The sequence below is a fragment of the Anatilimnocola aquadivae genome (assembly GCF_049819085.1).
Classification (GTDB): domain Bacteria; phylum Planctomycetota; class Planctomycetia; order Pirellulales; family Pirellulaceae; genus Anatilimnocola.
The window spans coordinates 4683725-4710298 of record NZ_CP187419.1 but is presented as its reverse complement, the minus strand read 5'-3'; the positions used below and the strand labels follow the sequence as shown (position 1 = coordinate 4710298).

Sequence of the window (26574 nt, the reverse complement as noted above, 5' to 3'; positions counted from 1 at the left end):
CTAGAATGCGTAGATCATGTCTCGCATCCGGGAAAACACTTCACGTCTCGCTTCGGCTCTCTGGAACAGTGTCTGGAAAGGCGAGGTGCCGGTTCCTACCCCCACTGAGTTTCAGACGCGGTTTGATGAACTCTATGCGGCCGCAGAAGGCCCGAGAACTTTGTGGAGATTGGGTGGCGCGGCCAATGACTTCTTGCGACATCACCCTGGCGCGATTGTCGTCCCGCCTGAGTTGGCCGAGTTGCTGCTCAATGAGATATTGTCAATAGTTGTGGATGGTGGAATTGAATTAGGCGGCGGCTTGGTCGAGGGGCAGGCCGTCTTGGAAGACGACTCCGCGGATGACATCGGGGAGGAGTTGAGCGCCGTTGAGTAGTCGCCAGCCGCGCGCGGCGCTTTCAGCGAGCTTGAACATCATGGTCAGCGAGGCGATGCGACTGCCGTTGCCTTTGGTGCGACGATGCCGCAGGCGAATGGTGGCGAACGTCGACTCGATTGGGTTCGTAGTTCGCAGGTGCCGCCAATGCTCCGCAGGAAAGTCGTAGAACGTGAGCAGCACGTCGCGGTCCTTGGCCAGGCATTCCGTGGCCTGTGGATATTTGGCTTGATAGTCGGCCACGAAGGCGTCGAACGCTTTGCCGGCCGCTTCGCGCGTGTCGGCCATCCAGATTTGATGCAGCATGTCTTTCGCTTTCGGTTGCTTGTTCTTCGGTAGCTTATCGAGAACATTGGCAGTCTTGTGTACCCAGCAGCGTTGCACTTTCGTGGCGGGAAAGATCTCGGCGAGCGCTTTCCAGAAGCCGAGGGCACCATCGCCAATCGCTAACTTGGGCGCCACGGCCAGGCCGCGGCGCTGCACATCGAGCAGCAGTTCTCGCCACGATTGAGCGCTCTCGCGATGGCCGTCCGTCATGGCGATCAGCTCTTTTTTGCCGTCTTTGGTGGCTCCCATCAGCACCAGAATGCACTGCCGATCCTCTTCCAGACGAATGTTCGTGTGAATGCCATCGGCCCAGACGTAGACGTATTCCTTCCCCGTGAGGGAACGCGCGGACCACTCGCGATACTCCTGTTCCCAAACGCTCTTCAGCCGCGTGACGGTCGTTGCCGAGAGCCCCGGACACTCCGGCCCGACGATCGCCGCGAGCGCGTCGTGGAAGTCGCCCGTGCTGATCCCCTTGAGGTACAGATACGGAATCAACTCCTCAATGCTCTTGGTCTTCCGCAGATACGGCGGCAGCAGCTTCGAGTGAAATCGTTCGCCGTCGCCAGCCTCGCGCCGATCATGCACGCGTGGCTGCTCGATGGCCACTTCGCCCACCCCCGTGACGATCTTCCGCTCCGGCAAGTGCCCATTCCGAACGACCTGACGACGGCCCCGCTCATCAGTCACGTGTGCGTGCTGGTCGATCCATTCCGCAACCTCGGCTTCAATGGCCTGCGCGAGCATCTGCTGTGCTCCTTGCCGAAGAATCTCGTGCAGCGATTCCCGAGACCCTGGCAACGCAATCGTCGATCCGTTAACTTCCTGCATGGTGGTGTGCTCCTTGGTGAAAAAGGTTCTTTTGCAAAACACTTTCTCGCCAAGCACACCGCCTCTTTCAATCACTCAACGTCCACGACTTTCGGTTATATCTCTGCTCAATCCGCCCTTGGTGGACGGCAGGATCATTGGCCTGAAGCTGCTAACCCGTTGCTCAACGGACTCGAGCAGAATTATAGCCGCCATTTGCACAGCGCTCGATCGTCGCGGCCAATCACAAGTTTGCGGCGGCTTGCATGAACTCGAAATTCTGCTCAATCGATTGTGTCCAGGCACACCGCTACTGGCGAATGAGCTGTTGCCGCGTCTCCACAAACATGCAAGCCGCCGAGACTATCTCGCACCAGTATCCAAACGCCTTTTAGTGCGGCTAACGGAGTTTCCTGCGATATAATTCCAGACGGCTCGCTACTAAATCCTCACCTTCCTCGTTCGAAAGAAACTCCCATGCTTGCTGCTTCACGGTTCCTGGTCGCTGGCGTGTTCACCATTTTGTGCGGAGCAACTTTGGCTGCCGCGGACGAGCCCAAGGCGGGTACGCAAGTAAAGCAGCAGTTCACGACCAAGAACGAAGCCGGCGAAGAAACGACGCTGCACTATTGGCTCTATCTGCCTGCGAATCACGACGGCAAGGCCAAGTTCCCGCTGATGATGTTTTTGCATGGCTCCGGCGAACGGGGCGACGATCTCGATGTGGTCAAGAAGCATGGCCCGCCGAAGGTCTGCGAAACGCAAAAAGACTGGGCCTTCATCACCATTTCGCCGCAATGCCCCAAAGAGAAACGCTGGGACGCCGAAACGCTGGCGAAACTCGTTGACCATGTTGCCAAGCAGCAAAACGCCGACGAGCAGCGGCTCTACATCACCGGCCTGAGCATGGGTGGCTCGGGAACCTGGGCCCTCACCAGCAAGTATCCCGATAAGTTTGCCGCTGCCGTGCCCATGTGCGGCCGAGGCGATGCCGCCCAAGCCGAAAAACTGGTAAAGCTGCCGATCTGGGTTTTTCACGGCGCGAAGGACACCGGATCGCCCGTCGCCCTCAGCGAGACCATGGTCGACGCCATCAAAAAGGCGGGTGGCGACAAGATCAAATTCACCATCGATCCCGACGCCGGCCACGACTGCTGGACCAAGGCGTACTCGACTCCCGAACTCTACAGCTGGCTGCTGGAGCAGAAGAAGTAGGCCAGCAATTCATCACTTGGCCTGAGACTCGATTTTGTCAACTTCCTCAGCCGAGTAACAGAAAATCGGGCGAAGCTCGACCTCGGCATCTTCGCTCAGCGGGCAGCGTTTGACCCAGGCCACGGCTTCTGCCATCGATTTCACTTCCCAAATCGAGTAACCGGCAATCAACTCCTTGGTCTCGGCAAACGGGCCGTCCGTCACGATCCGTTCTTTGCCGGAGCAGCGAACACGCACGCCGGTTGAACTGGGCATCAGGCCTTCGGCGGCGAGTACGATTCCTGCCTTGACCAGTTCCTCTTGAAATTGGGCCATCGCAGCCCAAGCTTCCGCCGACGGCATCACCCCAGCTTCGGAATCCTTGGTGGCCTTGCCCAACACCATGACTTTCATGTTCTGCCCTCACTTGTACGCAGTAAATTTCGTCGGCGGCTACGCCGAAGCAGTTCCCTTGGCGACCTACCCAGCCAACGACTCGCCGAGCGGTCACTCCCTAATCGAACGGGCCGAGCCACAATCGACACCCGGCACAGAATTGCGCAAAAGATCGCCGCGATTTGTCGGCCGAGAGCACTCCGACCAAGGCTCTGGCAGTCAGTCGCCTGGGGAGATTCCTCTCTAATCCTTGAAGGGTTCTGCTGGACTCGCGACTTCGAGCACGACACGGAAGCCGATATAGCAGTGCCGGTTGTCGTTAGAGACAAAGATTCGATTGGCCGATCGGATGTCCGCCGGGGAATCTTGCCAGCTGCCACCACGAACGACAAAGCGCGGCCGCCGAGCATTGAGGGGCGCGTCGGGACCAGGGGGATCAAGTGGTGGAGATCGTTCGTAGTATTTCGGATCAAAGTAATCGCTGCACAATTCGCTGACGTTGCCGTGCATGTCGAACAGTCCCCACGGATTGGGCGGGTACAAACCGACCGGTGCTGTGAAAGCGTGGCTATCGCTGCCCGGAGCGTATTCATACGACTCTCGAGGCATCGTTTTTTTCAATTCTTCATCCGCGACGTTTCCCTGGCGGATCAGCAGTTTGGGGTCATCGCCGAAGTAAAACAGTGAGTCCGATCCTGCGCGACACGCGTACTCCCATTCTGCTTCGGTGGGCAGGCGGTAGTTGCGGCCCTCTTTTTGGCTCAGCCACTTACAAAAAGCCAGGCAATCGCCGTGCGTCACATTCACCACAGGATGGCGTCTGCTTTGGGGGTAGCCAATCTTTCGCCAGTCGAACCGACGATCACGAAAGACAAACTTGAGCTTGATCGGATCCCAGCCGTTGCCACCCTTCCAACTCTGATCGGTTTCGGATTCCGTGACGTGGCCAGTCGCAGCGACGAAGGCTTCGAAATCAGCGCAAGTCACTTCATAAATGGAGAACAGGAACGGTTTGCTCAGCGATACTTTGTGCCTGGGAGTTTCCCCCTCGGCAAAGTCACTTTTGAGTTCCGACTGTGCGATTTTCAACTGTTCTGCAGGCGAACCCATCTCAAACTCGCCCGCAGGAATCAGAACGAATTTCATGCCGAGAGAGTTCGCTTCAGCGAACGTGGGCTCAGCAATGGCAGGACTCAGATCACGGAGCGTCGAGTCGTCCCATAGAGCTTCATTCTTTGCGGGCGATTTCGTCGCTTGGGACGAAGCTTCGTTTGAATTCGGAAGCAGATCAGTTACGGCGGTGAGCGGCCGCGGTCGTGGCGCTGGCTTAGGCCAGAACATCCTCGCGGCAACGATCGAGCCAACGATGGCGCCCAAAAGAATCGTGCCCCACACCAATTTGCGGACCGTTATCACTCCGCCAGTCGACAAGGTGGTTGAAGAATGGTTCATGTCAGTGGACGCATATTTGTGGCGACTGGGATACTCACCCGTGCTGTTCCCGAGTTTATGCCAGCGCGTTCCCGGCCGAAACAAGGCAACCGCACGTCGCCGGGGGAAACAGTTCGGCTGCGAGCAAAGGACAACTCCGCGCTCCATGATCGTATCGCAGAATGGCTAGAGTTCCACTCGGTTAAATGGCACTATCGAGTGCTCTGTCTTGGGTGCCATCTGGCTCGGCCAGTGCTTACGCTGCCGTTCGATTTGGCTAGATTCAGTTCCGTTCAAGCGGTATTTTACCACAGGGTGAACTAGCCAAGGATTTGTTGCTTCGAGCTCGACGATGACCGAACGTCACCGCAAACGGGTGCAGCAAGCAGAGGAACGGTACCTACGATTCCGTTCCGGCTCGAAAGCATCGGCACTGGATTAGACAAGGACGAGGTAAAGATCAATGTCACGATTACTTGGTAGTCTTTGCATACTCGTAATCGCGGTGGGTGTGCAATGTCCTGTGAATTCACAGGAGCAGCACCGCATTTTTCGATGTGAAAGAGCACCAGAGCAAGAAACAACAATTGCGGTTGACGGAAGTTCTCGCCTTACTGAAATCAGTCCTAACCACTCATTAAAGCACGTCTCCCTGTTAGTCACAGGGCGCGATGATGTCTCGGAAGTGATAGCGAGCATTGGTTCTGCCAGGATATCTTCACTGGAACTCACTCGTTGCACACTCAACCGTGAATCGTGCCGATCAATTTCTGGGATTCCAGGCTTGTATTATTTATCACTAGAAAGTTGCCGCATTACAGACAATGCGGTCGCGGCAGCAGCAATGGATGGCGTCATGACTGTGAGGATCTGGGGGACCGCACTCGAGAAGCAGGGGTTGCCCCTGAAGCCTGCAAAAGTGTCGTCGATTTCCCTGCTGAGAACGGAAGTTGCGATCGAAGGATTCGACTTGCAGAAGATAAAGCGACTAGAAATTGAAAGCCACACAAAAGAGTGTTCAGCAGCGCTACGACAAATGACCCAGCTCGAGTCACTTCGGATTGCGAGGGCTAAATTAACGCAGGATGAAATTGGCGCGATCTGCAAATGCAAGTCTTTGACCACGATTGAAATGACGGAATGCGAGATGAGCGCAGATCTATTATTCGAATCACAGATTAGCAGCTTCACGCTTTACCGCTGTCAACTTGGCAAGCATCGCTGTGAGCTATTGAAGACCGAACGGTTGCAGCACCTTGATTTCTCGGAATGTGAATATGATGATAGGTTTCCATTTCTGATCGCTGGGCAATCGCCCAACTTGAGGTCTCTGTCTGTAAGCGATCCGATGGCCGAGGAGTTTGTACTGAAACAAGCGCGTAACTCGAAAAAGCTAGAAGTGCTTGAAGTTTCCAATGCGCAACTTACTGACTCGTTTTTCTCTTCGGTAGAAACCGGCCAATTGTCAACGCTTTCACTCGTCAAGTGTGCGGCAACTCCGCGTTCGCTGAATATGATTAAGCCTAGCGCATCGCTTGTTGAGCTTGACCTGTCGCACAACAAAGTCGACGGTTCGTTTAAAGGACTTGGTGGTAAATTTCCTAAGTTACAGGGACTCATTGCGCAAGACTGTATGCTCAGCGAAGGCGATCTGGATAGCTTGGCTTCATTGCCGCATCTCCGCTGGGTGGATATTTCGGGAAGTCAACACGAGCAGAAGGCCATCGAGCGGCTGAGGTTGTTACTCAAAAAGAACGGCGGCGACCGAGCCTTGCTCATTCATTAGTAGCGGGCTCGGTGTCACTGGCTGGGTCTAATAGAAATCAATGCTCCAGTGGACCTTGCCCGAGAGATCTGCCCAGAAATTAAGAATGTGGCCGTCTCTCCAAACTAGCTTTGGCTGCCGAGCGCCACACTGAGCACTGGTCCCAGGCGAATCAGGAATTCATTTATAGCTGTGCCGCGTCGCCGGCGGATTCGAGGATCAGCTGAGCGATCTCGGTTCGGCCGTATTCTTGGGCAAAGGACAGAGCGTTTTTGATGCGGCCCGATTCGCCGAGGTACTTCACTTTGGTGTCGATGCCGGCGTCAAGCAGCAGTTTGGCGACATCCGGATAGTCTCCGTAGATTGCTGACATCAATGGATTCCGCTCGACAGCGGTTGTATCCATTTCACCGCCGACGGACAGCAGAAACTTGACCATCGCAGTCTGGCCCATCGTCGCTGCGAGCAATAGTGGATTGCCGTCACTAAGCCCACCCCTCGCGTTGACGTCGATGCCTCTCGCGATCAGTAATTTGGCAACCTCGATTTGGCCTTTCGCGGCGGCTTCATGCAGCCAGGTTCCGAAGGGAGTCTCGAAATGCAATCGCGAATCGTCTTCGCCAATTTGGTTCGCTAGATCCTCGACGTTCCCACTTCGAATGGCGTTACGAATTGCCTTGATGACTGGTAGGTCAAGCTTGCTGTCGGACATGCGTAGTCCTTTGAAAAACTGGCTCAGCCAGTGCTAATTGGCAGTCATGGGAAGCGGACTACAGCGGGTGTGAACGTCTCGTCTCTTTGCGGGGCAGTGCCTACTCCGCTGCGCGGAGCAACGGCGTTTTCGTGTAATCACTGGGTAGGGTCATGAGTGGGTCGAAAAGTTGCGCTTCGGTACGACGACGGCCAACGGCTCGGACGTAACCGAAGTAGCCGCCGGCATCGTCTTCCAGTGCTTGGATCTCCGTCTGATTCTGCGGCGCGATCAGTTTGAGCCAAGCTTGCCAGAACCGCCAGCCGTCGGGCAAAGAGTCGGCAATCGCGACATCGATGATGCCACTCCGCTGCCAGTGGCGCCGCCACCAGTTCGCCGAATGCAGGCAATACGGCATCTCCGCAGCCCACCACTGGGCCAGGTGCGCCGGTACTGATTCGTCGATCTCGCTCAGGAAGCCAGCTTGGGCGATTCCGATCAGGCCGCCCGGTTTAACGAACCGCGCGAGATAGTTCAGGTAGAGGTCGTCCGTGCCGTAGTACATGAAGGAGTCGATCGACGTGACCACGTCGAAGAACCCCTCGGAGAACGGCAACGACCTCGCGTCTGCCCGAATCGGAAAGACACCGTCTTCCACACCCGCGTCACGCACTCGCTGAATGTTCTCCGTGGCACTAAACCACAGATCGGCCGCCCAGACCTGCACCCCGAATTCGCGGTGGAGGAAAATCGACGACAACGCCCGGCCGCAGCCGAGGTCCAGCACCCGCATGCCTGGTCGCAAGTCGAGCGCCTCGGCCAGTCACTCGGTCAGCCACAGCGGGTTGGCCCCGCCACTGACTCCGGCAAGCAACCAATCGGGATGGTAGCTCGAAGCGCGGGGAAACCGCTCGGAGGCCAACCGCTGATCCATGGTGAAGCGCCTTCTGGTGCCTAACTATTTTTTAATGGCGTAACGCAACTGTCCCGCCGTTGTCAATTATTGTTACGATGTGTTGACTTAGTGTCAATGAGATTTTAAAGTTTCTGGAGGCTGCGGGGGCGGGGCGAGTAAAACGCAGGTCGTCGGTTGGTGATGCCAACTTGGTGAAGGGTCAGGTACGGAGTACCTGGACCTACTGGGGACGAAGGACCAAGACGATTGAGTTTCGCCGGAGCGGCCTGAGGTTTGAAGGCAGGCCGGGAGGTCTGCCGCCGCGAAGAGCCGGACCCACCCGGTTAGGGCCTGTTCAGGGCTGTCCGGTGAACAGGGGCGAAAGTGGGTGATGAAGTGGTTATCGCGAAACGGGCGATTTGGGGGCGATTACGAGCGTAAACGACTTTGTGGGAATAGGTTAGGGCGACTGGTGAGATGTGATTTTTCGCGCAAAAAGTTATCAAAACTGGTTATCAGAGGGGGTTGAGTCGGGACTGTTCAGGCACGGTGGGGAAACGGCGAACAGGGAGAATTGGCAGACCAGGAGGTCTGCCGCCACTGGGGGAAGGAAGGCAGGTCGGGATGCCTGCCGCTACGAAGACCCACCCGGTTAGGGCCTGTTCAGCCTGCGAAGTGAACAGGGGCAGATGTGGTTATCAGGCGGTTATCGGAAAACGGGTGATGCGAGGCGAATTGTGATCGCAACTGTCATTTATAAAACAGGTTATGGCAATTGATTCGAATTGATTTTTCGCGCAAAAAGTTATCAAAACCGGGTCGTCACAGGGGCTGAATGGGGACTGTTCAGCTAGGCCGCCGGGGGAGGCGGAAGGGAGAATCGGCAGACCGGGAGGTCTGCCGCCACGGGGGAATGGTAAGTGGACTTGCCGGGGCGGAGAGAAACGGGGAGAGTCCGGCCACATTGGAGAGGTCGCGCGGGGTGCGCAGTAGGTTTGGTCTGAGCGATGGTTGAAGAGGTCGCGAGTGTTCAGCGGGCCGAATGTGCCGGCTGAAGCGGGCATTTCCAAGTTGACGAGTGCAGTGATTAGGAGCTGTTTGCCATGAAACATCAATTTCCCAAGTGGTCGGGCCTGCTCGTGGTCGCTGCCGTCGGTTTGTACGTGCTAGGGTTTTACAGCAGCAGTGGCGCCGCGCCCCAAGGGGGCCAGCCGCCGTTTGCTAATCCCATTGACCAACGGAACGAGATGATTCGCGAACTGCGCGAAATCAAGGAGTTGCTGAAGGAGCAGAACAGCCTGCTTCGCGGCACGACCAAGACCAATGCAACGGCAGCACCTCAGCGTTGATGCAACCTGGAACCCGGCGAGCAACTTGCCTGGACGGGTTCGCGGTGCGCTGCGACGGCCGGCGTTCTCGCTGGTGGAAGTGCTGGTGGTGCTGACGATTCTGGGGATTCTCGCCGGGCTCGCCATTCCTTATCTCTCGTCCACGTCGATCGACCAATTGCAGGCCGTGGCCGGCATCGTGGTCGCCGATATCGACTACGCTCGCAATCTGGCCATTTCGAATGGCTCGGAATATCGCCTTACGCTGCAGCCAGCGAGCAACCGGTACCAACTGACTCACAGCGGCACAAACACACTGCTGCACGCGCTGCCCACCTCGCCCTTCAAGTCACCCGGCGATACCGCGGCCCAGCAAACCACTCGGCTCGATCATTTGCCGATTGGTGCCGGCCACGTGCAACTGCTTGGCGCCAAGCGAGCGACCGGCAGCACGACCGAACTGACCGAAGTCACTTTTACGTCGCTCGGCGGGACCAGCATTCCCGAGGCGACATTGATCTGGCTCACCGCCGGGCAAGGTTCTACGCGGCGCTACCTGGCTGTGCGAATCAACGCCGCGACGGGCCTGGCCGAAGTCGATCCACTCACCGCGACCGCCCCGACGGGACTGGCTGCGTTGAGTTCGTTGCCCTAAGTCATTCACCTCCTTTCCCATTCGCGTAAGTACGTTTCATGATCAGCTGGCTTGGCAAGCATCGTTGCGGACCTGTGGGCGTCGACCTCGGCGCGCGGTCCATCAAGCTCGTGCAGCTGTCGGCCGATCGTACCCAATTGATCGACGCTTGCCGCTGGGAACTGCCGCCGCTGCAGCCGGGCACTTCGTTCGAGCAGCACCTGGCACGCTGGTCCGATGGCTTGGGCAAGGCGCTCGAAGGACGAGCCTTTCGCGGTCGCGAGGTGGTGGTGTGCCTCGGCGACCGCCAACTCTTTTTGCAGAATGTGCGCGTGCCGCGGGAAATGGGTGCGCAGATGCATCGACTCGTGGCTCAGGAAGCTGCGGGGCGCTTGCCCTTTGGAATCGACGAGGCAGAGCTGCGGTTTGTGGAAGCAGCCGACGTTCGCCAAGGCGATGCCACGCTGCGCGAAGTGATTGTGTTTGCCTGTCAGCGAGCCGTGTTGCAGCAAACCTTGCAGATGGTGGAAACAGCCAAGCTGACTCCTATGGCGGTTGATGTCGAGCCGGCAGCGCTCGCGCGGTGTTACGCCGCGCAGTATCGCCGCGAGGACGACAAAAACGAACGAGCACTGATTGTGCACATTGGCTATTCGCGGACGGCAGCGGTCATCGCCCAAGGGGCCGAGATGCTGTTCGTCAAATACATCGAGATTGGCGGCTCGCACTTGGATGCAGCGATCGCGCGGCACCTGAAGATGGATGCCAGTGAAGCGACCTTGCTGCGAAAGCACAACGGCGACCGTCGCAGCGACATGCAAGATCCCGAAGTGGCCCGCAGCGTCGCGGAAGCCAGCCGGCCGGTGATCGAGCGGCTGGGTGGCGAACTGTCGATGTGCATTCGCTATCACAGCGTGACGTTTCGCGGCCAACCACTCGTGCGGATGGTGCTGGGCGGCGGCGAAGCGACTCCGCAACTGCTGGAGTCGCTAAGCAAGCATCTCGATGTGAAGTGCGAACTGAGCGATCCGTTTCGTACGCTGCCCACCGTTCCCAATTTGGGCCGCCGAGGCCAGTGGGATGTTGCCACCGGACTCGCCCTGCGCGACGTGAATTAAATAACAGGTTCCAGCCATGCAAGCCATCGACTTTTTGCCAGAACATTACCGCGAGCGGCGCAAGCAGCGCCGCGTGCGCTGGTGGTGGGCATTGGTCGTGAGTCTGTTTGGCGGACTCGTGGCCACGACCTTCAGTCTGCAATGGCTGAACGTGCAAAGCATCAAGCGCGAGGTGGCTCGGTTGGAGACGCAGGTCGCCACAGCGCGGCAACTCGATCAGCGACTGCTCGAAATCGAGACCAATGTCTCGGCACTCAGCCATAGCGCGAACCTATACACATTTTTGCGACATCCCTGGCCGCGTACGCAAATCTTGAGTGCGGTCGTGCATCCCTTGCCCAGCGACATTGAACTTTCCAGCATTCGAATTGCTGAATCGCTGATTGTGAAGCAGGCAGTTGCTGCCACGCCCGAAGCGGGCGGCGACAACCAGCCGCCGCCACCTCATCCGGCCGTCGCCGATCTGTTGCAGTTACACGATGCGCACGAATCTCAGCGGGTGATGGTCATTGTGGAAGGAACGGCGAAGGAAGTCGAAACGCTGCACACGTACCTGGAGGCGCTCGGCCGACATCCGCTGGTGGTTGAGGCTCGCTTGAATTCGCTGGAGACTCGCAAACTGGAAACGTACTCGCTGGTTGTGTTTCAACTGCAGCTTTGCACGCGGCCCGGTCACGGGCTGAGTGATGGTCCGACCGCTCCGCTTCTTCCCAACGAACCTGCCGCAACCGCAACCATTGACTGGGAGGCACTGCGATGAATTTCGTCGTCCGCGTTCAGCCCGAGGAAGAGCCCAAGCAGAAACCAATGGGCAACTGGCTCGTTGGCATCGCCATGTTTGCCGCGTTTGTCATTCCGTTTTTGTTGCTGGTGACAAGTGCTCGCTATCGCGTGTTGATCGCGCAGGCGAAGCATCAGTTTGAACTTTTGCAGCGCCCTGCCAAGAGCGCTACTGGGCAACCGGCGCCGAGACTAACCAAGTAAGACCATGCTCAAGCTCAAACAAAACTCCGGTCGCAGCATGCCTTCGTGGTTGGTCACGGGCGTCGTCGCCGTGTTGGCGGTGCTGTACACGATGTTCGTGTTCTTGCCCGCGCAGAAGAAGGCGCGCGTGCTGAAATCGAAGAAGTACGAGCTGATGCAGTACGTCGCCAATCAAACCAAGATGAGCGACAAGATCGAGAAGGCTCTGCTGCGGCAACGCGAGATTGAAGTGACCACGGCCAGTTGGCGGCAACATGCTCCACGGGCCAGTGAAGTGGGACGCAATCTCTCGGCCATCACGCAGCAAGCTCGCGCAGCCGAAGTGACGATCCAGCGCTTCGATCCGCAGCCACTAGTGTCGCTGAAGTCGGTCGCTCAACAGCCAATCACCGTGGCCTTGGAGGGGAACTTTCAGCAGGTCTTCGATTTTTTGCATCGGGTGGAATCGATGCCCCACCGGGTGTGGATCACGAACCTGAGTCTTTCAAGCTCGTCGGAAGATGCACAAACCTTGCGGGCTGAGATGACTTTGACGATTTTTGCCGACCTTGCCGAAAATTCCGGTCCGGCAAAGTCAACTTAACCGATGAATAGAACGGTGCGTGCGCATACGCGCTCCGTTCGAATGCAAACCAGGCAAAGCCGTGAAGCTAGATAAACTACTAAAACGACTGAAGCGAGATCTGGCAGCGAGCCCGCAAAAAGCGGGTGCGCTAGGCCTGATGATCTTGGTTGCGCTCTACTTTTGGGCTCCGCTGGTGATGAAGGCGACCAAGGGGAAAGCCAAACCAGGGGCGGTTGCTGTCAGTCAGGTCATCCTGGCCGATGACCCCGTGCTGGCGAAAGCCGCTCCGCATGCTGCCACTGATAGCACACGCTGGGATCGAGTTCGCCTGGCATTGGCCAACGATCAACTACTAACCCCCGCCGCGCATCATGTGAGCTGGACGAACCCTTTCAGTCGCTTGCGCGAGCAGGCGAAGCCAGACGAGAGTGAGACCGCTGCGGAGTCGGCAGCAATGGCCGCAACACAGCAGCCTAAGACGATTACTCCGGAACCAGCCCTCAACAAAGAACAACTGGCCGGCGTGATGGTTTCCAGCATCTTGATTGGCAAGCGTGAGGCGGCAGCGGTCATTAGTGGTACCGTCTATCGCGTCGGAGACAAGCTGATTCTTGGTGCTGAAAATGCCAAGTCAGCGATTGAGCTATTGATTGTCAGCATCGATGAACTGGGTGTCGATTTGAAGCATCAGGATAAGTCATATCGCATTGAACGCTCGCGGCCTAAGCTGTCGCCGGGCGATCATGTGCGGCAGGAATAGTTCGCGCGGCAACGCACGCACGTCTGCAACGAGGTCAAGGAAGACATGCCCAACGCCTTACGAATCATGATCCTGGGTGCCTGCGCGGCCGTCGGCCTCGGCGTCGCGATTGCGCTGGCACTTTCTCAAACCGATCCTGTCCAACTGCCAGACGATGTCGATCAGCCGAGCGCTTCAGCGACTCAGGTTGCTGCTGCGCCGTTGCAGCAAGGTCCGGCCACCGCAGTGCCTGCAGCGATTCCGCCTGCTCCGCCACACTCCGTGCCCGATCCCTGGGCCGACGCCTATGCTGCGGCGCAATCACGAATTCAGCCTGAGTTGGCTGCCTATCGCCGCGCGGTGAATGGCCAGATCGATGAGTTGCAAGACAGCATTCAGCTGCTCGATCGCAACTCGCAAAAGCAGCAGAAGTATCTGAGCGATATCCTTTCCAACTTGCAAGAACAGCAGGCCCCTCCGCCACGGCCCAATCTGCTGCCCGCCGAAGAGCCTGCGCCAGTACCTGTAGCACCGGTTGCTCCTCCGCCATTGCCTGTGCCAGCCGACCCGCTGCCTGCTCCGAAGGCACCGCGCATCGATCGCGAAGGGGGCGATGACCAACTGACGATCAACGTGCAGAACACCGACATTCGTGAAGTGCTCGAACTGCTCAGCCAGCAGGGCGGGTTGAACATTCTTGCCAGCAAGAGCGTGTCGGGCGCAGTGACTGCTTCACTCACCGGCGTGCATCTCGAGACGGCCCTCGCGGCAATCTTGAAGTCGACCGGCTATATTGCTCGCCGCGAAGGGCAGATCATTTACGTCGGTACACCCGCAGACTTTGCCGCGATGGATCAGACCGAAGACCGCGTGCTCACGCGCGTCTATCATCCCAATTATGTGAAGGCGGCCGATCTGCAAAATCTGTTTACTTCGCTGCTGACTCCCGAGATTGGCAAGGTCACTGTCTCGGCACCTGCAGAAGTCGATATCCCGGCCGACCAAATCAAAACGGGGGGCAACAACCTGGCTGGGACCGATGTCGTGATCGTCCGCGATTACGAAGCGGTGCTCAAGCAGCTCGACCAGGTGTTTATCGATGTCGACGTGAAGCCGACACAGGTTTCGATCGAAGCGATGATCCTGAGCGTCAAGCTGTCTGACACTTTCAAACTGGGTGTCAACTTCGAAGCGTTACGCGGTAACAACAATGTCCGTCTCATCTCGGGCAGTCCACTTGCCACGCTGGGAGCGATTGACGTCACCGAGGGTGGCCTGAAGTTCGGCTACCTCGATGCCAACCTGTCGCTCTTCATCGATGCGCTCGAAACCATCGGCGATACCAACGTCATCGCTTCGCCCAGGCTCATGTGCCTTAACAAGCAGCGGGCCGAGATTCAAATTGGTGAGCAACTGGGATACGTCAGTACCACCGTCACCGAAAGCTCGTCGACACAAACCGTCAACTTTTTGGATGTCGGTACGCTCCTGCGATTGCGACCGTTCATCAGCAACGACGGCTTGATTCGCATGGAAGTTCACCCGGAGCTTTCCACGGGTTCGGTGACCGTGGATCAAGGCATGACACTTCCCAACAAATCGGTGACGCAAGTCACGACGAATGTGATGTGCAGCGATGGTTGCACTGTCGTCATCGGCGGTCTGATTCGCGAAGATCTGCAAACTACAACCACCCAGATTCCTTACCTGGGAAGCTTGCCTTGGCTGGGCCCCGCTTTCCGGCAAAAGACCGAAAACATCGACCGGACCGAGATCATCGTCTTGATCACGCCGCGCATCATCTCGGATCCGATGATGTGCCAGGAAGGGAAGAAGTACGGCAACGAATTCACGCAGCGCCAGAGCGTGTACTTCGACAAGATGAGCCCGATTGCACGGCGTAACTACGGCAATCATCTGCTGCGGAGGGCGCGGGCTTCGTACAACGCACAAGACTACGACCTGGCAATGCGCCAAGTCAATTTGGCCATCCATTACGATCCGGTCAATCGCGACGCAATCAATTTGCGGAACGATGTCGTCGCCGCCGGCGGCTTCGAGAATGAAAGCATTCACGAGTATCTCAAGCGGGGCTTGAACCCAGTTCAACATCCGATTGGCGACTACTCTCGCCAAGGCTATCCCTGGAAGAAGTCCGAAGGGTTTGGCGATGAACCTAACTATCAAGCGGTCGAAGACCTCGGGCAACCGGGTCCAGTAAAGACCGTGGAACGGCCTCGCCCGGGAATCGTGATTCAAGATCCGCTTGAGCAATTGCCTCCGCCCGAGTGATCCGGAAAGCATCATGAAACTGCAGATCGCATTTCGACTCTGTTGCCTGGCGTGTTGCCTGCCGGTTCTCACCGGCTGCGCATCCTGGCAAGCGAAGATTTTCGGCAGTCAGCCGGATGCTGCGCCCGCACCTACCTTTGAAGAGCGAAAGGCAGTTGCGGTTCAATCGTACGAACAAAAACGCGAAGCAGCGTCCATTCAGGCCGCAGTGGCACTCTGGCAGCGAGGCGAAGGCGACAAGTGTGAGTCTCAACTTGCCGCGATCATTGCCCACAACCCGAAGTGTGTCCCAGCGAAGCTGCGAATGGCCGAAGTGCTTGCCGCGCAGAATGAATCTTCAGCCGCCGAAACGCAGTTGCGAGAGTGCCTGACCATTGTCCCCGATAACGCTGAGGCTCATCATGCGCTCGGCATGTTGCTGAGTGATTGGCCCGGCCGCGAAGCAGAAGGCACGAGCATGCTCAAACGAGCTTGCGAACTCGAGCCAAACAACGAAGTCTACGCCGCCATGTTACAAACGGAGCAATAGCGAAAGAGAAGGCTTTTAAGTTGTCGCTGGTTTCTCTTCGTGCCCGGTGGCGCGATCGGCGGGAAGCGTATAGCGGGACTCGACCGCGGCGCGAACTGCCTGGCGACTTTCTTCAGCGGAGAGTTTGGTGCCGGCGATCTTCTCGGTAGCGGCTGCCAAGTCTTCGTCCTTGATGCTGTCGCGGAACCACTCCGCATAGTCTCCTTGCTCCAGGTGAAAGAGCCAAGTCTCGTCGTCGACTCCTTCGGCTAGTTGCAGGAAGAACATCAGATTCTGAGCTTTGAGCTTGAGCTTCTTTTCGGGGCCACGAAAATAGAAGCTGCGATCGGGACCAAGATTTCCTTCGGCATACTTGCGCGAATGGCGGCGGCGCTCGGTCTTGGGCGGTTCGGTATGGACGATTACCACGTCATCACGACTGGCTTCCCACAGCAGGGCGTCCCCCTTGCTAAGCGGACCTTCTGGCGCGAGAGGCATCGGCTTGCCTGCCGCTCGACAGAACTCTTGTAAGGTTTTGTCGGGCCGTTCGCCCAAGGTAATCGCGGCGTTCACGCGCTCTAGCGCTGGCTGAGAGACGCTCTCCGGGTGTACTGTTATGAGCGTCATGCCCATTTGTTGGCCCGTGTGCTTTTGTTGGCTTGGCTTCCACTGCGCATGCATTAAGTGGTGTGCTTCGTCGACCAAGATCCAATGGGGGCGCCCCTTGGCCGATCGCAACGCCTGCAAGCGCGGCAGCAATGAATCGAAGAACGCGGGGCGTTGATCGAGCGGGATGCCGAGCAGGTTTACGACCACGTTGTGAGTTGGCGACTTCAGGAGGTCGAGCACTTCTTCGACGAGCGGTGCCCGGCTGACATCGCCCAACACTGATGCGCCGTTGAGCGACGAGTAGTCACCTTCCGGATCAACAATCAGGAACTGGTAGCCCTTATTCTCAAGACGCTCAAGCAGACCCGTGGTAATGGTCGACTTGCCACTGGCGGAAGAGCCAGCAATCAGCAAGTTCACTCCAAATGGATCGAGACGCCGTTCCTTGCCATCCGCTGTTTTGCCTACGAGCAAGCCATGGCGAACCAGCTTGGAGTTTACCGAAGCGAGATCATCGTCGATCAAGCGATCGATTAGTTCTTCGACTCCCGAACCGTGATCTCGCTCGGTTATGAAGTCGGCTCGCTCTTTGAGTGCGTTGAGGGCGTTCGATACAGCTACACCACATTCGCTAGCTGCGAGAAAAGTGTGGTCATTCTCGGCATCACCGATGGCGACGCAGTTGTGCGGCGATAGGCCCAATTGCAGCAAACCGGCAGCAAGTCCGGTCGCCTTGTTCGTGCCGGAAGGGAGCACCATGACGGCTCCCTTGTTGAAGATCACCTGCCGCTCGATGCCTAGATCTTGAATGACTTCCAGCACTTCCTTTTGATGAGGTTCCCAGGTGGCAACGATGACTCGTCCCGACGAAATGCGATTCACCCCCCGCGCAGCAAGCAACTCGACGAATTGCGGCGGGGGCGGCTCGGCGAGAACGGTTTCTTCTTTTGTTGCTGGGTTGTAAAGAAGCGCCCCGTTTTCCAAGACCAAGCGATCAAACAAATCGACGTGGTCGAAGGTGCTGAAAAGGTCTTCCAATTCGCGGCCGCTAACCATCAGCAGCTTACGACCGGAATCCTTGAGCCTCTTTAACGCATCGATCGTCGAGGAGCTTACTTTGCCGTGATGGGCTAAGGTTCCGTCGTAGTCGGCTGCCAAAGCCAGATAACGCATGGCTGCTTTCGTCTCGCGAGGCGATCAAGGGTGCGAATCAAGGATGTGAAATCGTTGCGAGCTTAGCGAGCTACCGTGATGACGTCTTCCAAGCCATCGCTTGGAACCAGACCACACAGCTGGAGAAGCTGTTGTTGGAACAACAGGGCCTGATGCTGGCGATCAACCTTCTCGTCCTTCGACCAATGGTTACGGATTCGAGCGGTCATATTCTGAATCGAACCAGTGCTTGGTTCGGGAGCGGATTGGGGGGTGAGCAACGATTTGACTTGGCTGACCATCTGACGACGTCCTTGGCTTAAATACAGAGAGGGGAGACTTCTAAGCCAGCAAACTCATGCTTGCCGGTGGGTCGCATTAGTTGCAATCGGTGCGCCAGAAGCTGATGGTCAACCAACCTCAAGTGCCTGTTGTCTCGCAGGGATCGATGTAACTAGATTGGAAATAAAGACTTGCAGCTAGGACTTAATCCTTGGTAATTTGCTGGCGCGACCGGAATCCCTGTCATGATAGCGTCGCAGATCTCTCGTATTGAGATTTGCAGTCGAGCAATGAGACGGCCGAGAATTCAGACGAAGTGACTTGAGAAGAAGCGACCGCAAGCAATGCTGAGGAAGTTTGTTGACCGGCAAGCCAGCTTGGTCGTTCAGCGGCCAAGCTCGGCCACCATTTTCCGGTAAGTGCTACGCAATCTGCGGACTTTCGCAATGGAATGGATTTTGCAGCTTCAATCCAGCAGATACGGGCTCTTTCACCCCCCTGGGAAAGGCCACTGCATGTCAACACTGTCGATGGAACTATCTCCGCACATGGATCTTTCAGACGACCTCTTAGCCGAACGAATTCGCAGCCACATGAGCACCAAAAACCGCGCGACAGAAAAGCTGCTGTCTGTGGAAGTGAGTGACCGAGTGGCAACTTTGCGTGGGCAAGCTCGGTCGTACTATCAGCGACAGTTGTGGCTGCATGATGTGAAATCTTTCGCGGAGTTAGACGGCATCGTCGACCTCATTGAAGTCGCTTAACAAGAGCTTCGGCCGCTTTAAAGTAGGCCTGGCTCTTTCTCGATTCATCTCCTCGCGGCCGGGCGTGAGCAATCGCGCTCGGTCGTTTTTTGCGCGCTTAGCGTTTACAAAAGCGCAGGTGGCGCGCATCTTGCACAAGGCGTCGCCAGCGCACTTCGTAATGGAGTACTATCGCGCCTTGCACCCTGCTGATCACAAAGGAAAACAACATGCCCGTAGCGCGACGCCTGCCGATAGGCGCTGAGGTGCAAGAGAAGGGTGTCCACTTTCGCTTATGGGCACCTCGTCATCGATCGCTGCAAGTTCTGCTGCGCGACACGACGAAGCCGATCGACATGGTGGCCGAGAGCGAAGGCTACTACTCCGTGTTGGTGCCCGAAACAGGCACCGGAACTCAATACTGGTTTGTGGTCGACGGCCAGAAGTTCCCCGACCCTGCTTCGCGTTTTCAACCAGAAGGCCCGCATGGCCCATCGCAGGTGGTTGATCCCAGCAGTTTTGAATGGACCGACCAGCAATGGTCAGGGAGCAAGCTTGCCGGCCAGGTGATCTATGAGCTTCATATTGGCACATTCACCCCCGAGGGAAACTGGGCGGCCGCAATTAAGAAGTTGCCCTATCTGGTGGATACCGGTGTAACCCTGATTGAAGTGATGCCCGTTGCTGAGTTTCCCGGCAAGTTTGGCTGGGGGTACGACGGCGTGTCATTCTTCGCGCCCACCCGACTGTATGGCCAGCCTGACGAATTTCGCCAATTCGTGAACGAAGCCCATCGTCTCGGCCTAGGTGTGATCCTCGACGTTGTCTACAACCACTTCGGTCCCGACGGCAATTACATCGGTTGCTTCTCTGAGGACTACTTCACCAAAAAGTACGCGAACGAGTGGGGAGAGGCAATCAACTTCGATGGTCCACACAGCGCGCCGGTTCGCGAGTTCATGGCCAAAAACGCTGCCTACTGGATCGATGAATATCATCTCGATGGTTTGCGACTCGATGCTACGCAGCAGATTTTTGACGATTCGCCCGAGCACGTCCTCACGCTGATTGGTAAGGAAGTTCGCGCTGCCGCGAAAGGGCGTAATACGCTCATCGTCAATGAGAACGAGCGGCAAGAAGCCAGGCTCGTGCGCTCCGTTGAAAAAGGTGGTTGCGGCCTAGATGCTATTTGGAATGATGACTTTCACCATAGTGCTCGAGTGGCGACCACCGGGCATAGCGAAGCGTACTACTCCGATCATAAGGGATCTGCACAGGAACTGCTCTCGGCTGTGAAGTGGGGCTTTATCTACCAGGGACAACGGTACAAGTGGCAAAAGGCTCGGCGCGGTCATTACTCCCTGGATCTCACGCCTCCGCAATTCATTACCTTCCTGCAAAATCATGACCAGGTCGCGAACTCAGCGAACGGCCTTCGTTTGCATCACATGACCAGCAGTGGCGCTTACAAGGCGATGACCGCGCTGTTATTGCTCGCGCCTAACACCCCCATGCTCTTTCAGGGGCAAGAGTTCACCTCAAGTGCTCCGTTTTTGTTCTTTGCCGATCATAAGCCGGAACTGAACACACTGATTCGCGAAGGCCGGCTGAAGTTCCTGGCACAATTTCCCAGTCTGGCAACGGAGGAGATGAGATCGATTCTGCCCGATCCAGGCTCCGTCGAGACCTTCGAAAAGTGCATTCTCGATTGGTCGGAGGTCGAAACAAACCGCCCGATGTACGACTTGCATCGCGACCTGTTGCGGCTTCGTCGTGAAGAGCCTTGCTTTCGTTCACAAGAGCGAGGCAAATTCGACGGAGCGATCCTCAGCCAAGATGCCTTGGTGCTGCGTTTTTTTGGGCCCGAAATCGACGATCGATTGCTAATCATTAATCTGGGTCGCGACCTGCAATGCGACCCTGCGCCCGAGCCTTTGCTTGCCCCGCCCCCCGGTTGCGAGTGGGAAGAAATGTGGTCGAGTGAAGATCCCAAGTATGGTGGTCTCGGAACTCCGAATCTGGATACCGAAGAGTTCAATTGGCGCATCCCGGCAACAGCGGCGGTCGTCTTGAAGCCACTTCGTTTGAAAACCAACAACGACGCGAAATAACAAGTCTTGGAAGGAGCCAACAATGGACAACTGGGTTTTACGAATGCCTTGGTCGGGTAGTCAGGAAGCGGAACGAGAGTCACTGCTCACCCGTGAATGGTTAGTTACGAATGGACTAGGCGGATACGCCTCGGGAACGGTCGGTGGCGTAGCTTCGCGTCGATATCACAGTTTGCTGATTGCAGCGTTGCCAGCGCCCCTTGGCCGGCGCGTGATGGTGAACCATCTCACCGAGTTGGTCCGGCTGCCCAACGGTCACACGCAACTGATCGGCGGCGAAGAGCGAGAGGGAAGTTTGCATCTGCATGGTTCCAATCTGCTCACGGAGTTTCGTCTGGAACTCGGTATGCCGGTGTGGCGGTACGAGTTCGATGGCTACATTCTCGAACGCCGCATTCTGTTGCCGCATCATCAGAACACCGTGCATGTGAACTACAGGCTGATTCGTGGCGAAGGGACTTTGCGCATCAAGCTGCGCCCCTCAATCCACTTTCGGCCGCACGAAGCACCCGTCAGCCATCCGCACTCGGGACCTTGCCCCGTCAGTTGCGTTGACGGTCGAGTCGAACTCGAAGCTCCCGCTCCGCTGCCTCCCTTGCGAATGATGGTACATGGAGAGAAAGTCGCCATCACGCTGGAAGGGACGCACTTGCCTAATGTGATTTACCGTGTCGAGGAAAGTCGCGGTTACGAGGCACTTGGTGAGCTCTGGAGCCCGGGATACTTCCGCGCAGATCTGGCCGTAGACAATCCCGTCACGTTGGTGGCATCGACAGAATCATGGGACACCATTCAGGCACTAACTCCCGCACAAGCGACCGAGTACGAGTCTGCTCGGCGCCATCAATTGCTGCGTATCGCGCACCCAGCACTGCGCAGTGGGCCCGCTAGCGAGTTGGCTCTCGCCGCAGATCAGTTCTTGATCACTCCCGTGGCACGTGCCGAAGATGCTGCTCGCACACGGGCGACTGGCGACGAAGTGCGCACCGTGATTGCCGGCTATCACTGGTTCACCGATTGGGGCAGAGACACCATGATCAGTCTGGAAGGGCTGACTCTCTCGACTGGTCGGCACACCGAAGCTGGTTACATCCTGCGTACCTTCGGGCACTACGTTCGCGATGGCCTCATCCCCAATCTGTTCCCCGAAGGAGAGAAGGAGGGGCTCTATCACACGGCTGATGCCACGATGTGGTTCTTTCACGCGCTGAGTCGCTACGTGAGTGCGACGGGCGATCGCAACACATTGCGCCTGCTCCTGCCGAAGTTGCTGGACATTGTCGAGCATCACAATCGCGGTACTCGCTTTGGCATTGGCGTAGATCCGTCCGACGATCTGCTCAGGCAGGGCGAACCCGGTTACCAGCTGACGTGGATGGATGCCAAGGTCGGCGATTGGGTCGTAACGCCTCGCCGAGGGAAAGCCGTCGAGATCAACGCGCTCTGGTACAACGCGCTGCGCTTGCTCGAAAACTGGGTGCGCGAAGAACAAGGCGTGGAAGCAGCGAGGCCCTTGGCCGAGCAAGCGGACCGGGTGAAGCGGTCGTTCAACAAGCGATTTTGGTACGAGCAAGGGAACTACCTGTACGACGTGATTGACGGCGAGGATGGCAACGACACTGCCCTGCGGCCCAATCAGCTTTTTGCGTTCTCGCTGGAACATCCGGTGCTCGAACCAAGCCGTTGGAAGCCTGTTTTAAACATTGTCCGCGAGCAACTTTTAACTCCGGTCGGCCTGCGTTCGCTTTCCGCCAGTCATGCCGACTACAAGCCGAAATACTTTGGCGATTTGCGAGCGCGCGATGCGGCCTATCATCAAGGTACCGTCTGGGGCTGGCTCATTGGCCCGTTCGTAGACGCCTGGCTGGTGGTGCATCCCGAAGATCGCGTTGCGGCTCGTCGCTTCCTCGAAGGCTTCGTCGATCATCTGGGCGAAGCGTGCATAGGCTCGATCAGCGAAGTCTTTGATGCTGAGTCGCCGTTCGTTCCACGGGGCTGTATTGCTCAGGCGTGGAGCGTGGCCGAAGTGCTTCGTTGCTGGATTCGCACTTCGGCATGACGCGGCGCGAGCAGAAGTTTACGAGATACCTTCCGGGCCGCGGACGGTATCGCTGAGCCGGATGACTTCCTCGACCGGCAAGACGAAGACCTTGCCGTCGCCAATGTTTCCTTCGGTTCCCGTACGCGCCACGTTGGTAATGGTCTCCAGCGTGGGTTCGAGAAAGTCTTCGTTCACCGCAATCTCGATGGCTACCTTGCGCAGGAGGTTGGTTTTGTATTCCGCCCCGCGATAGGTGGCCGGTTGCCCTTTCTGGCGACCATAGCCATGAGCATCGCAGACAGTCATTCGCTCGACACCAATCTTGGCGAGCGCTTCCTGCACGGCTTTCAGTTTGGTCGGTTGAATCAGGGCCAGGATCAAGCGCATGGACGCGTTCCTTGCATCGCGGACTTCGAAGTGGAACGGAGAGGAGCTATCAGAATACCGTGCTGACACGCTACTTGATAGCTGCAAGCTCGCTGTCATAGATTGGCCGCAAGGCGCGATTCCCAATGTTTGCGCACCAGAGGCGACCGAGTTTCGTAGAGATTGGCGGCGACGGTTGGAATGGTTGTCCATCGCATTGAAGTGGGGTTTTGTCGACAGCAGTGCCGGCAAGCTTTACGCAAGCATTACCACCGGAACACCGCTTACGACATTTCTGCCGAATGCGCGTGCTTTTGCTTGTCGAGGCCAATTCGTCCGATAAGATTCACCTCGACTGCTAGAGAAAACTTGAGCGGAATCCGAAATTTGTCGGTCGTAAGGAATGGTTGCTATGAAATCGTTATTCAGTTCCTCGCTGGCCGTGATTGCCGCTCTGGCTGTTGTCGGTTTCACTGCGACTGCGAGCCAGGCCGAATGGCCCCGCTATCGAGTCAACGCTGGCTACTCAATGCCATCGGCCCCTGCGTTTCGCCCTGCTGTTCCGCCACCGGTTCCGGTCGTGAACCTGCAGCCGCCGACAATCACCAATTCCTATCGGCCGCTAGTTCCCACCGCTCAGCCGATTTATGCCTCGCCGCAGCCGATGTCGTCACCGGTAACGACCGCTATGTACGGTCAACCCATCGCTCATCCCAACATGTCGGCCAACTACCTGCCGACGCAGCAGTTCACCCCCTACTCGTATGCCCACACTCACGCCAATCCGGTAACGCCGATGTACAACCCGGTGCCGCAGGCCGCCTACTACGCACCGCAAGGATCGCAAACGACGATGCCCGCCGCGCCTCTGGCGCAGCCATACCAGCCCAACGGCGGCTATTATGAACCGACACGGCCGAGCAACTTCTACTCGCCGCTGCCCGGATATCGCTATCAGCAGACATTCGGTCAGTACTAAGACCACTCGCTGAATGCGTCGACTATGAGCCCATCGAATCCGCAATCGTTCATGGGCCAGCTGCTGGCCATCGCTATCACAACGCAAGCGAAGGCTCCGCTCGAACTGCGCGAGTCCGTCGAAATCGTTGCTGGCCAAGGGATCATCGGCGATCGCTACTCCGCCGGCAAAGGTGCCGGCCAACGTGGCAAAATCAAAGACGAGCAGCAAGTCACGCTCATCGCTGAAGAAGCCATCGCAGCAGCCGTGGAAGAAACCGGCTTGCCCATTTCGCACTTGATTACGCGGCGAAATCTACTCGTTCGCGGCGTGCCGCTGAACGATCTCGTCTCACGCACGTTCCGCGTCGGCGACGTCGTGCTGCGTGGTTTGCAGCACTGCGATCCGTGCGGCTATCTCGAAAAACAGACCTTCCCCCACATCAAGCAGGCTCTGCTTAAACGAGGCGGTCTGCGAACGGTAGTCCTGCAAGGCGGCACAATTCGCGTGGGCGATATCGTGCAACTGGAAGAGTCGAAGAACCTTCCGCAGTAGCGATACTGGCTGCAACTACCGCGGCAGATCCAGTCGTCGCGGCAAATCGCGAGGATAGGGCGGCGGCAATATTGCCGGCAAGGGTTCCGAGTTCTCGGCGGCCCACATTTCGCGCTCTTCATCAGTAGCGTAATAGGCTAGCCATGTTTCCGGATCGAGATCAGCATCCAGGCATCGCCAGTTCAAGTAATTGCCCGGCAGATCGAGCATCTTCTCGTGCGACGGCAGAATGTCGCGAGCAATCAAGCAATACAGTTGGCGATCGGATAGGTGGTCCGTCAGTTCCAAGTAGATCCGCCGGCTGCCGAGTTGCTCGATCGCTGCCAGCAGTTTCAGCCGGAGTTGTTCGCTGCTCAGGTGCTCGGGCGAACCGAGCTGCAGCGGCGGATCGAACCACCGGCTGATGGGCAGTGCCGGGGCACGTTCCCAGGCGAGCATCGACGCGAGAAACTCGTTCTCGTCCGAAGTGGGAAGTTGCTTGCAGGCTAGGACGTCGACCGATTCATCGAGAAACGGTTCGAGCTCGTCGCGTAGTCGCGCGTTGAGAATCAGTTCGTCGACTTCCGTGTTTTCGCTTTGGGGAGCCATGGCCATCTGAACCTTATCCGTCGGGTGAGCCTGTCGTCGGGCAGTGAGGGGAGAGCCGCGAACGCGCTGGCGTGCTATCGACTTTAACTGCTCGCGCAGAGGCCTCCAACGCAAACTTGCGTAAAACTGCCGCGTGCGGCGCACTTTTTTGATGCTAGCCGCTGCAAGATCGTCACGAGCGTTCAAGTCGCTGTGAGCAAGATTTCTGCAGTTTGCCAGGTCTTCGCAAACCGTAAAGTTCGCTTACCAAGTCGCGCTAATGAAACGATACGAAGCGCTAACGGCGGATCGATTCGGGCTGCAGCCAACCGAGCACCGGTTGATCGGGATCGACGAGATAGACGCGCACGTCGTCGGTCGCCATAGCCAATTCGCCCGCTTCGTTGCGAGCTGACTTGCGAACACCCGTGCTCGAGATCGCCAGTCGATCTTCGGCGATGCCGTGACGATCCAGATAATCGGCCACGCTCTGAGCGCGTGACGTTGCCAGTTGGCGGCCACTCTTCGCTGCGGCTTCGCGGGTGCGAGAACCCGAGCGTTCGGCAGAAGTCGCTACCAGCACGCGGAACTTGCTCGCCGGCGATCGTTGCAGCAGCTTGGCCAGTTCAGCCAATTGCTGGCGACTCTCCGGCGTTAGCACCGACGAGTTCTGCTCGAAGGTTATGCCCTGCGCCCATACTCCCGCTCCAGTCTCTGCATCGACTTCAATCCGGTCATCCTGTCGAGACAACTGCGCCAGCGCCGGCAACGAAGCAGGGGGCTGCGTGGCCACGCGATGTGGTCGCCACGGCAGTGCCGACTCGCCCGACTTGGCTTCGGGCCTCGGCTTGGGAGCCAAAGCCGTTGCTACATTTCCCGGCTGCGGAGCTAGTGAAGTGCGATTCGCCAGCGGGCGAGGCTTTCCGCCAGCCAGTTGAGTTTCTGCCTGATCGAGCCGCTGTTCGAGCGAAGCCATCTGAGTTTGCAAGTTGCGATTGGCGTCACGCTGCTGGCGAATCGTCGCGAGCAACTCTTGTTTTTCGCCTTGCACGCGCTGCACCTGCGCATTGGGGCTCGCGCATCCGCAAAGGCATGCACAAGCCAAGGCTAAGCTGGTCAGTGATAAGTTTTGTAATT

General features: G+C 57.4%; 26 protein-coding genes. 16 read left to right on the top strand and 10 right to left on the bottom strand.

Going from position 1 to position 26574, the window contains the following annotated elements:
• Positions 1-289: 289 nt before the first annotated feature.
• Positions 290-1534 carry an IS256 family transposase gene (locus tag NA78x_RS18630; protein ID WP_425613880.1) on the bottom strand — a complete coding sequence of 415 codons (1245 nt, stop codon included), beginning with the start codon at positions 1532-1534 and terminating at the stop codon, positions 290-292.
• Between the two features lie 456 nt (positions 1535-1990).
• Between NA78x_RS18630 and NA78x_RS18625 the strand changes: the two genes are divergently transcribed.
• Positions 1991-2728, top strand: a complete 738-nt coding sequence (locus NA78x_RS18625; protein WP_425613879.1) for a prolyl oligopeptidase family serine peptidase — start codon at positions 1991-1993, stop codon at positions 2726-2728.
• 12 nt (positions 2729-2740) lie between these two features.
• Here NA78x_RS18625 and NA78x_RS18620 read toward each other — a convergent pair whose 3' ends face one another.
• Together NA78x_RS18620 and NA78x_RS18615 are read right to left on the bottom strand one after the other, a co-directional pair.
• Positions 2741-3121: a YciI family protein gene (locus tag NA78x_RS18620; RefSeq protein ID WP_425613878.1), complete on the bottom strand. Its 381-nt coding sequence runs from the start codon at positions 3119-3121 to the stop codon at positions 2741-2743.
• A 225-nt stretch (positions 3122-3346) separates the two neighbouring features.
• A complete protein-coding gene (locus NA78x_RS18615; RefSeq protein ID WP_425613877.1) occupies positions 3347-4249 on the bottom strand; it encodes a formylglycine-generating enzyme family protein in 903 nt (300 codons plus the stop codon).
• Between the two features lie 748 nt (positions 4250-4997).
• On the opposite strand from NA78x_RS18615, the gene NA78x_RS18610 reads away from it, so the two are divergent.
• Complete coding sequence (locus NA78x_RS18610) at positions 4998-6320, top strand: hypothetical protein (RefSeq protein WP_425613876.1); 1323 nt, start codon at positions 4998-5000, stop codon at positions 6318-6320.
• 163 nt (positions 6321-6483) lie between these two features.
• Here NA78x_RS18610 and NA78x_RS18605 read toward each other — a convergent pair whose 3' ends face one another.
• Together NA78x_RS18605 and NA78x_RS18600 are read right to left on the bottom strand one after the other, a co-directional pair.
• Positions 6484-7011 (bottom strand): ankyrin repeat domain-containing protein, encoded by a 528-nt coding sequence (locus NA78x_RS18605; RefSeq protein WP_425613875.1) that lies wholly within the window; start codon positions 7009-7011, stop codon positions 6484-6486.
• A gap of 100 nt (positions 7012-7111) precedes the next feature.
• The gene (locus tag NA78x_RS18600; protein WP_425613874.1) at positions 7112-7795 is read right to left on the bottom strand and encodes an SAM-dependent methyltransferase; all 684 of its coding nucleotides are present in this window, start codon (positions 7793-7795) and stop codon (positions 7112-7114) included.
• Between the two features lie 1193 nt (positions 7796-8988).
• Between NA78x_RS18600 and NA78x_RS18595 the strand changes: the two genes are divergently transcribed.
• The 9 genes from NA78x_RS18595 (at position 8989) to NA78x_RS18555 (ending at position 16074) form a co-directional block, all read left to right on the top strand.
• Positions 8989-9234: a hypothetical protein gene (locus NA78x_RS18595; protein ID WP_425613873.1), complete on the top strand. Its 246-nt coding sequence runs from the start codon at positions 8989-8991 to the stop codon at positions 9232-9234.
• Positions 9209-9868, top strand: coding sequence for a pilus assembly FimT family protein (locus tag NA78x_RS18590; protein ID WP_425613872.1), 660 nt, complete (start codon positions 9209-9211; stop codon positions 9866-9868). The genes NA78x_RS18595 and NA78x_RS18590 overlap by 26 nt, the downstream gene beginning before the upstream one ends.
• A 38-nt stretch (positions 9869-9906) precedes the next feature.
• The gene (pilM, locus tag NA78x_RS18585) at positions 9907-10965 is read left to right on the top strand and encodes a pilus assembly protein PilM (protein ID WP_425613871.1); all 1059 of its coding nucleotides are present in this window, start codon (positions 9907-9909) and stop codon (positions 10963-10965) included.
• A 16-nt stretch (positions 10966-10981) separates the two neighbouring features.
• Positions 10982-11725, top strand: coding sequence for a hypothetical protein (locus NA78x_RS18580; RefSeq protein WP_425613870.1), 744 nt, complete (start codon positions 10982-10984; stop codon positions 11723-11725).
• A complete protein-coding gene (locus NA78x_RS18575) occupies positions 11722-11949 on the top strand; it encodes a hypothetical protein (protein ID WP_425613869.1) in 228 nt (75 codons plus the stop codon). Before NA78x_RS18580 ends, NA78x_RS18575 begins: the two co-directional genes overlap by 4 nt.
• Before the next feature lie 4 nt (positions 11950-11953).
• Positions 11954-12532: a type 4a pilus biogenesis protein PilO gene (locus NA78x_RS18570; protein WP_425613868.1), complete on the top strand. Its 579-nt coding sequence runs from the start codon at positions 11954-11956 to the stop codon at positions 12530-12532.
• Between the two features lie 61 nt (positions 12533-12593).
• A complete protein-coding gene (locus NA78x_RS18565) occupies positions 12594-13274 on the top strand; it encodes a hypothetical protein (RefSeq protein ID WP_425613867.1) in 681 nt (226 codons plus the stop codon).
• 45 nt (positions 13275-13319) lie between these two features.
• The gene (locus tag NA78x_RS18560; protein WP_425613866.1) at positions 13320-15545 is read left to right on the top strand and encodes a type II secretion system protein GspD; all 2226 of its coding nucleotides are present in this window, start codon (positions 13320-13322) and stop codon (positions 15543-15545) included.
• A gap of 13 nt (positions 15546-15558) precedes the next feature.
• Complete coding sequence (locus NA78x_RS18555) at positions 15559-16074, top strand: hypothetical protein (RefSeq protein ID WP_425613865.1); 516 nt, start codon at positions 15559-15561, stop codon at positions 16072-16074.
• Between the two features lie 15 nt (positions 16075-16089).
• On the opposite strand, the gene NA78x_RS18550 is transcribed toward NA78x_RS18555, so the two are convergent.
• Together NA78x_RS18550 and NA78x_RS18545 are read right to left on the bottom strand one after the other, a co-directional pair.
• Positions 16090-17835: an HAD-IIB family hydrolase gene (locus NA78x_RS18550; RefSeq protein WP_425613864.1), complete on the bottom strand. Its 1746-nt coding sequence runs from the start codon at positions 17833-17835 to the stop codon at positions 16090-16092.
• Positions 17836-17897: 62 nt separating this feature from the next.
• A complete protein-coding gene (locus NA78x_RS18545) occupies positions 17898-18044 on the bottom strand; it encodes a hypothetical protein (protein ID WP_425613863.1) in 147 nt (48 codons plus the stop codon).
• Between the two features lie 567 nt (positions 18045-18611).
• On the opposite strand from NA78x_RS18545, the gene NA78x_RS18540 reads away from it, so the two are divergent.
• From NA78x_RS18540 to NA78x_RS18530, 3 genes are all read left to right on the top strand, one after another.
• Positions 18612-18860: a BON domain-containing protein gene (locus NA78x_RS18540; protein ID WP_425613862.1), complete on the top strand. Its 249-nt coding sequence runs from the start codon at positions 18612-18614 to the stop codon at positions 18858-18860.
• Between the two features lie 209 nt (positions 18861-19069).
• Complete coding sequence (treZ, locus tag NA78x_RS18535) at positions 19070-20950, top strand: malto-oligosyltrehalose trehalohydrolase (RefSeq protein ID WP_425613861.1); 1881 nt, start codon at positions 19070-19072, stop codon at positions 20948-20950.
• 22 nt (positions 20951-20972) lie between these two features.
• Positions 20973-23009 carry an amylo-alpha-1,6-glucosidase gene (locus NA78x_RS18530; RefSeq protein WP_425613860.1) on the top strand — a complete coding sequence of 679 codons (2037 nt, stop codon included), beginning with the start codon at positions 20973-20975 and terminating at the stop codon, positions 23007-23009.
• A gap of 18 nt (positions 23010-23027) precedes the next feature.
• Here the strand turns inward: NA78x_RS18530 and NA78x_RS18525 are convergent, their stop codons facing one another.
• Entirely contained in the window at positions 23028-23378 is a 351-nt protein-coding gene (locus tag NA78x_RS18525) for a P-II family nitrogen regulator (RefSeq protein WP_425613859.1), read from the bottom strand.
• A gap of 391 nt (positions 23379-23769) precedes the next feature.
• On the opposite strand from NA78x_RS18525, the gene NA78x_RS18520 reads away from it, so the two are divergent.
• A complete protein-coding gene (locus NA78x_RS18520; protein ID WP_425613858.1) occupies positions 23770-24336 on the top strand; it encodes a hypothetical protein in 567 nt (188 codons plus the stop codon).
• A 24-nt stretch (positions 24337-24360) separates the two neighbouring features.
• Entirely contained in the window at positions 24361-24870 is a 510-nt protein-coding gene (locus tag NA78x_RS18515) for an MOSC domain-containing protein (RefSeq protein WP_425613857.1), read from the top strand.
• Between the two features lie 15 nt (positions 24871-24885).
• On the opposite strand, the gene NA78x_RS18510 is transcribed toward NA78x_RS18515, so the two are convergent.
• Positions 24886-25464 (bottom strand): hypothetical protein, encoded by a 579-nt coding sequence (locus NA78x_RS18510; protein WP_425613856.1) that lies wholly within the window; start codon positions 25462-25464, stop codon positions 24886-24888.
• A 271-nt stretch (positions 25465-25735) separates the two neighbouring features.
• Positions 25736-26488: an OmpA family protein gene (locus NA78x_RS18505; RefSeq protein WP_425613855.1), complete on the bottom strand. Its 753-nt coding sequence runs from the start codon at positions 26486-26488 to the stop codon at positions 25736-25738.
• Positions 26489-26574 lie beyond the last annotated feature (86 nt).